Annotated in this window: 12 protein-coding genes; 11 read left to right on the top strand and 1 reads right to left on the bottom strand. The window is 65.5% G+C overall.

What is annotated here, in order from left to right:
• Position 1: 1 nt before the first annotated feature.
• The 9 genes from VRZ08_RS17390 to phoB all read left to right on the top strand — a co-directional run bounded on the left by VRZ08_RS17390 (position 2) and on the right by phoB (position 8,514).
• Positions 2-298 (top strand): hypothetical protein, encoded by a 297-nt coding sequence (locus tag VRZ08_RS17390; RefSeq protein WP_107346314.1) that lies wholly within the window; start codon positions 2-4, stop codon positions 296-298.
• A gap of 247 nt (positions 299-545) precedes the next feature.
• Positions 546-1,580 carry a lysylphosphatidylglycerol synthase domain-containing protein gene (locus tag VRZ08_RS17385; RefSeq protein ID WP_164638286.1) on the top strand — a complete coding sequence of 345 codons (1,035 nt, stop codon included), beginning with the start codon at positions 546-548 and terminating at the stop codon, positions 1,578-1,580.
• A gap of 3 nt (positions 1,581-1,583) precedes the next feature.
• Positions 1,584-2,933 (top strand): ATP-binding protein, encoded by a 1,350-nt coding sequence (locus VRZ08_RS17380; RefSeq protein ID WP_414533318.1) that lies wholly within the window; start codon positions 1,584-1,586, stop codon positions 2,931-2,933.
• 148 nt (positions 2,934-3,081) lie between these two features.
• The gene (gene pstS, locus VRZ08_RS17375; protein ID WP_107357294.1) at positions 3,082-4,092 is read left to right on the top strand and encodes a phosphate ABC transporter substrate-binding protein PstS; all 1,011 of its coding nucleotides are present in this window, start codon (positions 3,082-3,084) and stop codon (positions 4,090-4,092) included.
• Positions 4,093-4,302: 210 nt separating this feature from the next.
• Positions 4,303-5,304 carry a phosphate ABC transporter permease subunit PstC gene (pstC, locus tag VRZ08_RS17370; protein WP_107357293.1) on the top strand — a complete coding sequence of 334 codons (1,002 nt, stop codon included), beginning with the start codon at positions 4,303-4,305 and terminating at the stop codon, positions 5,302-5,304.
• A gap of 1 nt (position 5,305) precedes the next feature.
• A complete protein-coding gene (pstA, locus tag VRZ08_RS17365) occupies positions 5,306-6,169 on the top strand; it encodes a phosphate ABC transporter permease PstA (RefSeq protein WP_107357292.1) in 864 nt (287 codons plus the stop codon).
• Positions 6,166-6,987, top strand: coding sequence for a phosphate ABC transporter ATP-binding protein PstB (pstB, locus tag VRZ08_RS17360; protein WP_107357291.1), 822 nt, complete (start codon positions 6,166-6,168; stop codon positions 6,985-6,987). The genes pstA and pstB overlap by 4 nt, the downstream gene beginning before the upstream one ends.
• A 23-nt stretch (positions 6,988-7,010) precedes the next feature.
• Positions 7,011-7,727 carry a phosphate signaling complex protein PhoU gene (gene phoU / locus VRZ08_RS17355; protein WP_264053702.1) on the top strand — a complete coding sequence of 239 codons (717 nt, stop codon included), beginning with the start codon at positions 7,011-7,013 and terminating at the stop codon, positions 7,725-7,727.
• Positions 7,728-7,800: 73 nt separating this feature from the next.
• On the top strand, positions 7,801-8,514 hold the full coding sequence (phoB, locus tag VRZ08_RS17350; RefSeq protein ID WP_263989992.1) for a phosphate regulon transcriptional regulator PhoB: 714 nt from the start codon (positions 7,801-7,803) through the stop codon (positions 8,512-8,514).
• A gap of 349 nt (positions 8,515-8,863) precedes the next feature.
• Here the strand turns inward: phoB and VRZ08_RS17345 are convergent, their stop codons facing one another.
• The gene (locus VRZ08_RS17345) at positions 8,864-9,373 is read right to left on the bottom strand and encodes a GcrA family cell cycle regulator (RefSeq protein ID WP_012497883.1); all 510 of its coding nucleotides are present in this window, start codon (positions 9,371-9,373) and stop codon (positions 8,864-8,866) included.
• A gap of 476 nt (positions 9,374-9,849) precedes the next feature.
• Between VRZ08_RS17345 and VRZ08_RS17340 the strand changes: the two genes are divergently transcribed.
• On the top strand, positions 9,850-11,061 hold the full coding sequence (locus tag VRZ08_RS17340; RefSeq protein WP_414533317.1) for an aspartate aminotransferase family protein: 1,212 nt from the start codon (positions 9,850-9,852) through the stop codon (positions 11,059-11,061).
• Positions 11,061-11,996 (top strand): ornithine carbamoyltransferase, encoded by a 936-nt coding sequence (argF, locus tag VRZ08_RS17335; protein WP_264074930.1) that lies wholly within the window; start codon positions 11,061-11,063, stop codon positions 11,994-11,996. The genes VRZ08_RS17340 and argF overlap by 1 nt, the downstream gene beginning before the upstream one ends.
• Positions 11,997-12,149: the final 153 nt, after the last annotated feature.

Here is a 12,149-nt window from a genome sequence, read left to right as displayed (position 1 = left end):
CATGGTGGCTTTGGCGGATTTCTTCTGGGGCTGGCTGGTCGGTTCGCTGCTGCTCGGCTTCGCGGTGGGCTGGATCTCGGTGGTGCATCGCGGTCCGAGCTTCTCGCGCAATGCCGGGCTCGGTATCGCCGGCGTCGCAGCCGTGCTGGTCGGGCTGTCGCTCGCCCGTCTGGTTCCCGGCCGGGCCGGCTACTGGCTCGACCTTTTCCTCGCCATGCTGGCCGCCTATCTGATCGGGTGTGCCATCGGTTCATGGCTCCGCTACTGGGTGGTCGCGCGGCAATCGCAGCGGCCCTGACGACAGCTTTCGGCCGTGATCGACCGAGCGCTGCGACGATAGGTCCCGCGCTGCAACGAAGTCCCAAGAATGCGAAGCGCAGCCGGCCGGCTGAAGCGGATTTGAAGCGTCGCGCACCGTCCTGCGGCGTTGACCGAATTCCACTTGGCTGGAAAACACGCTACCAACGATGTGCGGCCGGCCGAAACACGGCGACAGGGCCGGGACACCAGGGGTAGAACGCGGGCGAAGGGGATTCGAGGTCTCGATGCGGATCGCAATACGCAGAACGATCGAAGTTCTGCGCGAGAAGCAAATCCTTCACAAACTCGGTGTTGCGGTCAGCATCGCGGTCATCGCGGCCGCTTGCTACGTTCTGTACCACATCCTGCGCGGCATCGACCACGACCGCGTGCTCGACGCGATGGGTCAGACCGAGCCGACCTCGATCGCGCTCGCTGCCTTGTTCGTCGCCGCCGGCTATTTCACCCTGACGTTCTACGATCTGTTCGCCGTTCATGCGATCGGCCGCGACGACGTGCCTTACCGGGTCAACGCACTCGCCGCCTTCACCAGCTATTCGATCGGCCACAATGTCGGCGCCAGCGCCCTGACCGGCGGCGCGGTGCGCTACCGGATCTACTCGGCCTGGGGGCTCGACGCGATCGACGTCGCCAAGGTGTGTTTCCTTGCCGGCCTGACGTTCTGGCTCGGCAACGCCGCGGTGCTCGGACTCGGCGTCGCCTATCATCCCGAGGCGGCGTCTGCGGTCGATCTGTTGCCGCCGGCGGTCAACCGCGTGCTGGCGCTGCTGATCCTTGCCGGCTTGATGGTCTATGTCGCGTGGGTGTCATTCAAGCCGCGCTGCGTTGGGCGCGGCAGTTGGACGGTGACGCTGCCGGGCGGCAAGCTGACGCTGCTGCAGATCGCGATCGGCATCGTCGATCTCGGCTTCTGCGCGCTCGCGATGTACGTGCTGACGCCCGACGAGCCCAATGTCGGATTCGTCGTGGTCGCGGTGATCTTCGTGTCGGCGACGCTGCTTGGTTTCGCCAGCCATTCGCCCGGTGGGCTCGGCGTGTTCGACGCCGCGATGCTGGTCGGGCTGTGGCAGATGGACAAGGAAGAGCTGCTCGCCGGCATGCTGCTGTTCCGCCTGCTGTACTACATCGTGCCGTTCGTGATATCGGTCGTCGTGCTTGCGGTCCGGGAGATCGTGCTCGGTGCGCGGCTGAAGCGGGTTCGTCCGCTGGCCGAAGCGCTGAAGCCGGAACCGGTGCGCGGAGATCCCTCACCAGGTTGAGCCATGACCACCGCACCCGCGCCCGACGAGCAAGCCCGCCCGGTCCGCGAACTCGTGCTCGCTCCGCCGACGCCATCCTCGACATCGCTGCTGACGCATTGGTCCGATCGGCTTCGCCACGCCGCAATCATCCTGATCGCCGGCGCGCTCGCGCTCACCGCCTTGGTGCTGTTCGCCCAGCTTGCGATCGGTCCGGCGCTCGCGGCGTTCGCCTGCCTGGTCGCCGCCGCGTTGGTGCCGTGGCGGCTGCATGACAGCTCCACCGCGCTCGACGATGCGTTCGGCGTCAGCCCGGTGGAAATGCCGGTGGTGCGCGCCATCGTCGGCGGCATGCCCGATCCGGCGGTGCTGCTCGATCGTGCCGGCCGCGTCATTCATCTCAACGCCGCTGCGGCGCAGCTCGCGCCGGCCCTGCGGGTGCGGGAGCTGGCGCAGTTCGCGCTGCGCAGCCCCGAGATCGTCACCGCGCTGCGCGAGGCGATTGCGACCTCGGAGCCGCGCCGCGCCACCTATCTCGATCACGGCTCGATCGAACGCTGGCTCGAACTGATCATCGCGCCGGTGCAGGTGCCGACCGCGTTCGGCGGCACCGATCAATGCATGCTGATGACGTTCCACGACCTGACGCCGCTGCGCCGGGTCGAGGAGATGCGTGCCGACTTCGTCGCCAATGCCAGCCACGAGCTGCGCACGCCGCTCGCGGCCTTGTCCGGCTTCATCGATACGCTGCAGGGACAGGCCCGCGACGATCCGAAAGCGCGCGAGCGTTTCCTCGGCATCATGCACGCTCAGGCGACCCGGATGGCGCGGCTGATTGACGACCTGCTGTCGCTGTCGCGGGTCGAGCTCAGTGCGCATGTTCGTCCCGATGCGATGATCGACCTGAAGCCGCTGATCAAGCAGGTCACCGACGGCCTCGAACCGCTGGCCAAGGAACGCCAGGTGGTGATCGAGCTGGAGCTGCCGGAGGACGCCGCGACGATTGCGGGCGATCGTGAAGAGCTGCTGCGGGTGTTCGAAAACCTGATCGAGAACGCGCTGAAGTATGGCGCTTCGGGCGGTCGGGTGGTGGTCTCGGTGGTGGCTGCCGTGTCGGGCGACGGCGTGCCGGAGTATCGCGCGTTGGTGCGCGATTTCGGCCCTGGTATCCCGCCCGAGCATCTGCCGCGACTGACTGAACGGTTCTACCGGGTGGACGTCGGCGACAGCCGCTCTCAAGGTGGTACCGGGTTAGGATTATCGCTGGTGAAACATATTGTTAACCGTCACCGCGGCCGTCTTTTGATCGAAAGCGTGCTGAAGAAGGGCGCGACTTTTACCGTCTGTTTCCCTCAGGGAAAGCCCCAGGTCTGAGTCGAATAATCATTCGATTTCAGGTGCTTAGTGCAGTCACATGACTGTCATCAAACCCTCATAAAAGGTCAACCGACCGCTCGTAGACGGGCGGGGTAAGCGCAGTCGGGCGCGCGGAGCGCTTCGCTTACAGATGGAGACCTTCCCCATGAATTTCATCAAGGCAATCGTCGCGGCCGGTCTGGTTGCGGCGTCGACCTCGGCCTTCGCCGCCGACATCACCGGCGCTGGCGCCACCTTCCCGTACCCCGTCTACTCGAAGTGGGCCGATGCCTATAAGAAGGAAACCGGCAACGGTCTGAACTATCAGTCGATCGGTTCGGGCGCCGGCATCAAGCAGATCATTGCCAAGACCGTGACCTTCGGTGCCACCGACGCGCCGCTGAAGCCGGAACAGCTCGACAAGGAAGGCCTGGTGCAGTGGCCGATGGTGATGGGCGCCATCGTGCCGGTCGTGAATCTCGAAGGCGTGAAGCCGGGTGAGATGGTGCTCGACGGCGAGACCCTGGCCAACATCTACATCGGCAAGATCACCAAGTGGGACGACCCGGCGATCAAGAAGCTGAACCCGAAGGTCAGCCTGCCGAGCGACGCGATCACCGTGGTTCGCCGCTCCGACGGTTCGGGCACCACCTTCAACTTCACCGACTACCTCTCCAAGGTCAGCGCTGACTGGAAGACCAAGGTTGGTTCGGGCACCGCGGTCGAGTGGCCGGTCGGCGTCGGCGCCAAGGGCAACGAAGGCGTTGCCGGCAACGTCGGTCAGACCAAGAATTCGATCGGTTACGTCGAATACGCCTACGCCAAGCAGAACAAGCTGACCTACACCGGCCTGGTGAACAGCGCCGGCAAGACCGTGCAGCCGACCATCGCGGCCTTCCAGGCTGCGGCGTCGAACGCCGACTGGGCCAAGGCTCCGGGCTACTACCTGATCCTGACCAACCAGCCGGGCGAAGCCTCGTGGCCGATCACCGCCGCGACCTTCATCCTGATGCACAAGGAGCCGGTCGATAAGGCGGCGTCCGCCGAAGCCGTCAAGTTCTTCAAGTGGGCGTTCGAGAAGGGCGCCAAGGCTGCCGAAGAACTCGACTATATCCCGATGCCGGAACCGGTCGTCAAGCTGATCGAGAAGACCTGGGCCTCGGACATCAAGAGCTGATAGTCTGGCGTCTGGCTGCGATCCGGCTCCGTCCGGGTCGCAGCACGACGTTCACGCGAACGGCGGACCCCGAGGCGTCATAGACTCGGGCTCCGGCTTTGCACCGCAGTCGGTGCTGGCGCGACCCTCGATCGCGCATCCGGTTTTCAATTCAGATCTCCAGCCGCGAGGCGCGGTTTCGGCCCTGCAGTAGGCATGAGGAGAGTTAGCGTGGCGGACATGGCGGTTGAGACGACCGGGTTGCAGACGGCTGCCGGACCTTACGACCGGGCCAAGGCCCTGAGTGCCTTCAAGCTCGGCGACAAGACCTTCTACTGGACGACGCGCGCCTGCGCGATTTCGGTGCTGCTGATCCTCGGCGGCATCATCATCTCGCTGATCGTCGGTGCCTTGCCGGCGATCCGCGAATTCGGTCTCTCGTTCCTCACCACCTCGCGCTGGGCGCCGGCCAACGATCCGCCTGTCCTCGGCGCGCTCGGCCCGATCTACGGCACGCTGGTGACGTCGCTGATCGCGATGATGATCGCGATCCCGGTCGGCCTCGGCATCGCGATCTTCCTGACCGAGCTTTGCCCGATGTGGCTGCGCCGCCCGATCGGCCTCGCCATCGAGCTGCTCGCCGGCATTCCGTCGATCATCTACGGCATGTGGGGCTTCTTCGTACTCGGCCCGTTCCTGGCCTATCACTTCCAGCCGGCGATGATCGCGCTGTTCGAAGGCGTGCCGGTGCTCGGCGATATCTTCGCCGGTCCGCCGTCTTATCTCAGCCTGTTCAACGCCTCGCTGATCCTCGCCATCATGGTGCTGCCGTTCATCACCGCGATCTCGGTCGACGTGTTCAAGACCGTGCCGCCGGTGCTGAAGGAAGCCGCCTACGGCGTCGGCTGCACCACCTGGGAAGTCGTCCGCAGCGTCGTGATCCCCTACACCCGGGTCGGCGTGATCGGCGGCGTGATGCTGGCGCTCGGCCGTGCGCTCGGCGAAACCATGGCGGTGACCTTCATCATCGGCAACTCGTTCCGGATCTCCGGCTCGATCTTCGCGCCCGGCACCACGATCTCGGCGGCGATCGCCTCCGAGTTTGCCGAGAGCGACGGCCTGCACCAGTCCGGCCTGATCCTGCTCGGCCTGCTGCTGTTCATTCTGACCTTCCTGGTGCTGGCGGCCGCCCGGCTGCTGCTGCTGCGGCTCGAACTGAAGGCGGGCAAGTAAGATGTCGCCGATCCATCTCGACAACCCGATCTACAAGCGGCGTCACCGCAACGACCTTGTGATCAAGGTGCTGTGTTCGGGGGCGGCGCTGTTCGGCGTCACCTGGCTGGCGCTGATCCTGTTCACGCTGTTCTGGAATGGCCTTGCCGGCCTCAATCTCGAAGTGTTCACCCAGAACACGCCGCCGCCCGGCTCAAGCGAGGGCGGTCTTCTGAACGCGATCGTCGGCTCGGTGCTGATGACCATTCTGGGCGTCGGAATCGGCGCGCCGCTCGGGCTGTTCGCCGGTACGTATCTGGCCGAATACGGCAAGTACGACAAGCTCACCTCGGTGATCCGCTTCATCAACGACATCCTGCTCAGCGCCCCCTCGATCATCATCGGCCTGTTCATCTACGGCGCGGTGGTGGTGACGATGGGCCGGTTCTCGGCGCTCGCCGGCGCGCTGGCGCTGGCGGTGATCGTGATCCCGGTGGTGGTGCGCACCACCGAAGACATGCTGCTGCTGGTGCCGAGTTCGCTGCGCGAAGCCGCCTCGGCGCTCGGCCTGCCGCGCTCGCTGGTGATCCGCCGGATCGCCTATCGCGCCGCCCGCGCCGGCCTGATCACCGGCATCCTGTTGGCGACCGCGCGCGTCGCCGGCGAGACCGCGCCGCTGCTGTTCACCGCGCTCAGCAACCAGTTCTTCAGCCTGGATCTGACCAAGACGATGGCCAACCTGCCGGTGACCATCAACAACTTCGTCCAGAGCCCCTACGCTTACTGGAAGCAACTCGCCTGGACCGGCGCGCTGCTGATCACCCTGACCGTGCTTGCCCTGAACATTGGCGCGCGCATCATCGGCGCCGAGAGGACCACGAAATGACCGAGATCTCGATCGCCACCAGCGTTCCGTCCGCGATGCCGCCGATCGGCGCCCAGCCGGACGGCCCGGCCAAGGTGACCGTGCGCGACCTCAATTTCTACTACGGTCAGAACCACGCCCTGAAGCACATCAATCTGGCGCTCGCCACCAACCGCGTCACCGCGTTCATCGGTCCGTCGGGCTGCGGCAAGTCGACCCTGCTGCGCATCTTCAACCGGATGTATGATCTGTATCCGGGGCAGCGCGCCGAGGGGCAGGTGCTGCTCGACAACACCAACATCCTCGACCCCAAGCTCGACCTCAACCTGCTGCGCGCGCGGGTCGGCATGGTGTTCCAGAAGCCGACGCCGTTCCCGATGACGATCTATGAGAACATCGCGTTCGGCGTCCGGCTGTACGAGAAGATCTCAAAGTCCGAGATGGACGGACGTGTCGAGAAGGCGCTGCGCGGCGCGGCGCTGTGGAACGAAGTCAAAGACAAGCTCAACGCTTCCGGCCTCAGCCTGTCGGGCGGTCAGCAGCAGCGGCTGTGCATTGCCCGCACCATCGCGGTGCGGCCGGAAGTGATCCTGTTCGACGAGCCGTGCTCGGCGCTCGACCCGATCTCCACCGCCAAGATCGAAGAGCTGATCGACGAGCTGAAGGAACAATACACGATCGCGATCGTGACCCATAACATGCAGCAGGCGGCGCGCGTGTCGGAGTCGACTGCCTTCATGTATCTCGGCGAGCTGATCGAGTTCGGCCCGACCAACAAGATCTTCACCTCGCCGAGCGATCGGCGCACCCAGGACTACATCACCGGCCGGTTCGGCTGACGCGGCGGGCGAGGAGCACGGATATGGGATTCGAACATACCACCAAGGCGTTCGACGGCGATCTGCAGGATCTGACCCGGCTGGTTGCGGAGATGGGCGGATTGGCCGAGCGCCAGATCGTCGACTCGGTCGATGCGCTGATCCGGCGAGACGTCGCGCTGGCCTCGCGCGTGGTCGCGGCCGACGCCGAGATCGACCAGATGCAGCGGAGTATCGAAGAGCGCGCGGTGCTGACCATCGCGCGGCGTCAGCCGATGGCGATCGACCTGCGCGAAATCGTCGGCGCGATGCGCGTCGCCACCGATCTCGAGCGGATCGGCGATCTGTCGAAGAACATCGCCAAGCGCGTCAACGCGATCGACAACGACTTCCATCCGTTGAAGCTGATCCGCGGCCTCGAACACATGACCGATCTGGTGCAGTCGCAGGTCAAGGCCGTGCTCGATGCCTACACGGCGCACGATCTGCCGGCCGCGATGGTGGTGTGGAACGGCGACGAGGAAGTCGACGCGATCTGCACCTCGCTGTTCCGCGAGCTGCTCACCTACATGATGGAAGATCCGCGCAACATCTCGTTCTGCATCCACCTGATGTTCTGCGCCAAGAACATCGAGCGGATCGGCGATCATGCGACCAACATCGCCGAGACGGTGTTCTACATGATCGAGGGCCAGCAGATCATGGACAAGCGTCCGAAGGGCGACATGACCACGTTCGCCAACGCGACGCCCGGCAACTGACGCTGCTCTGGCGGCCGGCCCGCCGGGCCGGCGCCATGGGACGGATCGAGACGACACTGAGACGAGGACGACGATGGCTGCGCGCATTCTGGTAGTTGAAGACGAGGAAGCGCTGACGACGCTGCTGCGATACAATCTGGAATCCGAAGGTTACGAGGTCGAGACGGTGGCGCGCGGCGACGACGCCGACACCCGGATGAAGGAGCGGATTCCGGATCTGGTGGTGCTGGACTGGATGCTGCCGGGCCTGTCCGGCATCGAACTGTGCCGCCGCCTGCGGGCGCGCAGCGACACCAAGCAACTGCCGATCATCATGCTCACCGCGCGCGGCGAGGAAAGCGAGCGCGTCCGCGGGCTCGCCACCGGGGCGGACGATTACATCGTCAAGCCGTTCTCGGTGCCGGAGCTGCTGGCGCGGGTGAAGGGCTTGCTGCGCCGCGCGGCGCCGGAGCGGCTCGCTACCGTGCTGGCGTATGGTGATCTCGAGCTCGATCGCGACAAGCGCCGGGTGGCGCGGTCCGGTCGGCCGATCGATCTCGGCCCGACCGAGTATCGCCTGCTCGAATTCTTCCTGGAGCACCCGGGCCGGGTGTTCAGCCGCGAGCAGCTGCTCGACGGCGTCTGGGGCCGCGATATCTATATCGATGAGCGCACCGTCGACGTGCATATCGGCCGTCTGCGCAAGCTGCTCAATATCGGCCGCGAGCAGGACCCGATCCGCACCGTTCGCGGCGCCGGCTACGCCCTCGACGACCGCTTCGCCAAGGTCGAAGGCAGCCCGTCGTAGTTGTTAGCAGGTTTGCGACGTCGGGTGGGCAAAGCGAAGCGTGCCCACCAAGACACTCGTTTCAAATCACGATGACCGCGAGCGTGATTTAGCGACACGTGGGAACGACGCGATGGCGGCGTTTGTCGACTCTATCGCTTTTGCAATCGTTCAGCCGCGGCCTCAGCCCAACATAGCAGCGTCATCCTCCGCGAAGGCGGAGGATCCAGTACTGCAGTGAGTGGGGGGAAGTAACCGACGCTCTGGAATACTGGGTCGCCCGCTTTTGCGGGCGATGACAGTTTGGAGGTATGGCGCAGCCCTGCGCTGCACGCGCGGTTTGCCGCGGCCTCGGGCAGGCGGCGTCAGTCTAGCGCGTGGTCTTGGGAGCTGCGCGGCGGCGATCGCCGACCGGCTGATAGGCGATGCGCGAGTGATGCGCGCAGTAGGGCAGGCCCGGCAGCGACTTGCCGCCGCAGAAGAAGAATTCCGGGCTCGACGGATCGCCGACCGGCCAGTGGCAGGTGGCTTCGTTGAGTTCCAGCAGCGACAGGCGCTGGTTCATCGGAACCACGTTGTCGAAGGCGATCGGATCGGGCTCGGCTTCCACTTCGAAAGCGTGCGCCAGCGCGGTGTTGCCGCGCGCCACCGGGCGGGTCACCCTCATCATCTGCTGCACCGGGCGCGCCTTGCGCGGCCGCGGCGCTGCCGACGTGGGGCTCTTGGCCCGGCCCGACAGGCCGAGGCGGTGGACCTTGCCGATCACGGCATTGCGGGTGACGTTGCCAAGCTCGGCGGCAATTTGACTCGCCGACAGCCCGCCCTCCCACAATTTCTTCAACTGCTCGACGCGCTCGTCGGTCCAGGTCAATGCCGTCATAGTTCTATCCCTTCCTGCCGCGGGCGCCGAAGGGCGGCGCGGAACCGCGGCTGTGAGGTCGTCAAAATCTCAGCTGTCAGAATCCCTTAGCGCTCGCCGGACGACCCTTGCCGCCCCGGCGTTACGCCTCATCCGAGAACTCGAAATGGATTACAAACCGCGCACGAGATGTCGTACCCGACAGTCAAAAGGCTACAATATGCCGTGACTCGCGCGCAAGAGTCCGACCCGGTGCGTCCACACCTTCTCCTGTGAGTGAGTCCGCGAAGCCACAACAAACAGCGCGAGTGCTGCTTTCTGGCAGCACTTCGTCGAAGCTCCGTGTTGACAGTGAGTTCGACGCTTCTAGAATAATCCCACGTGCCGCCTGGAAAGGCGGCACGTTTCGTTTCCGGGGTACGTTGTCCCAGACTGCGTTCGTGTCATGCGCGTGACGCGGCCGGCCGGCGGCCCGCTATTTTCCGATCGGATCGGCCATGTCTCAGAGCGCTTCAACGTCCCATCTCCTCCCGGTTTTCGCCAGAGCGGATGTCGCGTTCGAGCGCGGCGAAGGTGTCTGGCTGCACGGAACTGATGGCGAGCGCTACCTCGACTTCACCAGCGGCGTCGCCGTCAACGCGCTCGGCCATTGCCATCCGCATCTGGTCGAAGCCTTGCAGCAGCAGGCGACCAAACTGTGGCACATGTCCAACCTGTTCAAGAGCCCCGACGGCGAGAAGCTGGCGGCGCGGCTGTGTGAACAGAGCTTTGCCGACAAGGTGTTCTTCTGCAATTCGGGTGCTGAAGCGGTCGAGTGCGCGCTGAAGATGGCGCGGCACTATCACTTCTCCAAGGGCGAGCCCGAGCGCACCCGGGTGATTACTTTCGAGGGCGCGTTCCACGGCCGCACGCTCGGCACGCTCGCCGCCACCGGCGCGGCAAAGTACCTGGAAGGCTACGGCAAGCCGCTCGACGGTTTCGATCAGTTGCCGCTCGGTGACCTCGATGCGGTGAAGGCCGCGATCGGTCCGACCACCGCCGCGATCCTGATCGAGCCGCTGCAGGGCGAGGGCGGCGTGCGCTCGCCGGAGCTGGCGTTCTTCCGCGGCCTGCGGGAGCTGTGCGACGCGCACGGCCTGCTGCTGATCTTCGACGAAGTCCAGACCGGCATGGGCCGCACCGGCGAACTGTTCGCCTATAAGCGGGTCGGCGTCGCGCCGGATTTGATGTCGCTGGCCAAGGCGCTCGGCGGCGGCTTTCCGATCGGCGCCTGCCTGTCGACCGCGGAAGCCGCGAAGGGCATGGCGCCAGGCGCACACGGCTCGACCTTCGGCGGCAATCCGCTGGCCGTCGCGGCCGCTAACGCTGTGCTCGACATCATGCTGCAGCCGGGCTTCTTCGACCACGTCAAGAAGATGTCGCTGCTGCTGAAACAGAAGCTTGCCGGTGTCGTCGATCGGCATCCGCGCGTCGTCAGCGAAATCCGCGGCGAAGGCTTGCTGCTCGGCCTCAAGGCGGTGGTGCCATCGCCGGAGCTGATCGCGGCGCTGCGGGCCGAGAAGCTGCTCACCGTCGGCGCCGGCGACAACGTCGTGCGACTGCTGCCGCCGCTGATCGTCAGCGAGGCCGAGCTTGATGACGCGATCGGGCGACTGGAGCGCGCCTGCATCACGCTTGCCGGGCAGGCGGCGCAGAAGGAGGCGGTGTGATGAGCAGCTCCAGCAACACGCCGCGGCACTTCCTCGATCTGACCGAACTGCCGACCTCCGAGCTCCGCAACATGCTGGCCGCTGCGGTCGCCATGAAGGCGAAGCGCAAGGCGAACGCCGTTGCCGACAAGCCGCTCGCCGGCAAGACGCTGGCGATGATCTTCGACAAGCCGTCGACCCGGACGCGGGTGTCGTTCGACGTCGGCATGCGCCAGCTCGGCGGCGAGTCGATCATGCTGACCGGTGCCGAGATGCAGCTCGGCCGCGGCGAAACCATCGCCGACACCGCGCGGGTGCTGTCGCGCTTCGTCGACATCATCATGATCCGCATCCTCAATCACGAGGCGCTGCTGGAGCTCGCCGCCAACGCCACCGTGCCGGTGATCAACGGCCTGACCCGCAAGTCGCATCCGTGTCAGGTGATGGCCGACGTGATGACGTTCGAGGAGCATCGCGGCCCGATCAAGGGGCGCACCATCGCCTGGACCGGCGACGACAACAACGTGCTGGCGTCGTTCGCTCACGCCGCGCAGCGCTTCGACTTCAAGCTCAACATCGCCACTCCGCCGCAGCTGTCGCCCAGCAAGGCGCTGCGCGACTGGATCAAGCAGAGCGGCGCGGCGATCACCATCGGCACCGATCCGGAGGAGGCCGTGCGCGGCGCCGACTGCGTCGTCACCGACACCTGGGTGTCGATGGGCGACAAGGACGGCGAGCACCGCCACAATTTGCTCAAGCCCTATCAGGTCAACGCCAAGCTGATGTCGCTCGCCCACAAGGACGCGATCTTCATGCACTGCCTGCCGGCGCATCGCGGCGAAGAGGTCACCGACGAGGTGATCGACGGCCCGCAGTCGGTGGTGTTCGACGAAGCCGAAAACCGCCTGCACGCCCAAAAGGGCATTCTGGCCTGGTGCCTCGGCGCGGTGGCGTAGTTACTTCTTCCCATGTGAGCGAAGCGGCCGCCGTGCCCCTCCCCCTTGCGGGGAGGGGCGGCCGAGCGAAGCGGAGGCCGGGGTGGGGGCTCCGAGCACTGAGCGTGTGGTTACCCCACCCGACCGGCCTTACGGCCGGCCACCCTCCCCGCA

The sequence above is a fragment of the Rhodopseudomonas sp. G2_2311 genome (genome assembly GCF_047501505.1).
GTDB lineage: Bacteria > Pseudomonadota > Alphaproteobacteria > Rhizobiales > Xanthobacteraceae > Rhodopseudomonas > Rhodopseudomonas palustris_H.
This window is presented reverse-complemented; position numbering and strand designations above follow the sequence as displayed.

Bases quoted from the DNA above. Each gene is read 5' to 3' on its own strand.
- VRZ08_RS17390 (WP_107346314.1), top strand. From the start codon at position 2: ATGGTGGCTTTGGCGGATTTCTTCTGGGGCTGGCTGGTCGGTTCGCTG.
- VRZ08_RS17385 (WP_164638286.1), top strand. From the start codon at position 546: ATGCGGATCGCAATACGCAGAACGATCGAAGTTCTGCGCGAGAAGCAA.
- VRZ08_RS17380 (WP_414533318.1), top strand. From the start codon at position 1,584: ATGACCACCGCACCCGCGCCCGACGAGCAAGCCCGCCCGGTCCGCGAA.
- pstS (WP_107357294.1), top strand. From the start codon at position 3,082: ATGAATTTCATCAAGGCAATCGTCGCGGCCGGTCTGGTTGCGGCGTCG.
- pstA (WP_107357292.1), top strand. From the start codon at position 5,306: ATGTCGCCGATCCATCTCGACAACCCGATCTACAAGCGGCGTCACCGC.
- pstB (WP_107357291.1), top strand. From the start codon at position 6,166: ATGACCGAGATCTCGATCGCCACCAGCGTTCCGTCCGCGATGCCGCCG.
- phoU (WP_264053702.1), top strand. From the start codon at position 7,011: ATGGGATTCGAACATACCACCAAGGCGTTCGACGGCGATCTGCAGGAT.
- phoB (WP_263989992.1), top strand. From the start codon at position 7,801: ATGGCTGCGCGCATTCTGGTAGTTGAAGACGAGGAAGCGCTGACGACG.
- VRZ08_RS17345 (WP_012497883.1), bottom strand. From the start codon at position 9,373: ATGACGGCATTGACCTGGACCGACGAGCGCGTCGAGCAGTTGAAGAAA.
- VRZ08_RS17340 (WP_414533317.1), top strand. From the start codon at position 9,850: ATGTCTCAGAGCGCTTCAACGTCCCATCTCCTCCCGGTTTTCGCCAGA.
- argF (WP_264074930.1), top strand. From the start codon at position 11,061: ATGAGCAGCTCCAGCAACACGCCGCGGCACTTCCTCGATCTGACCGAA.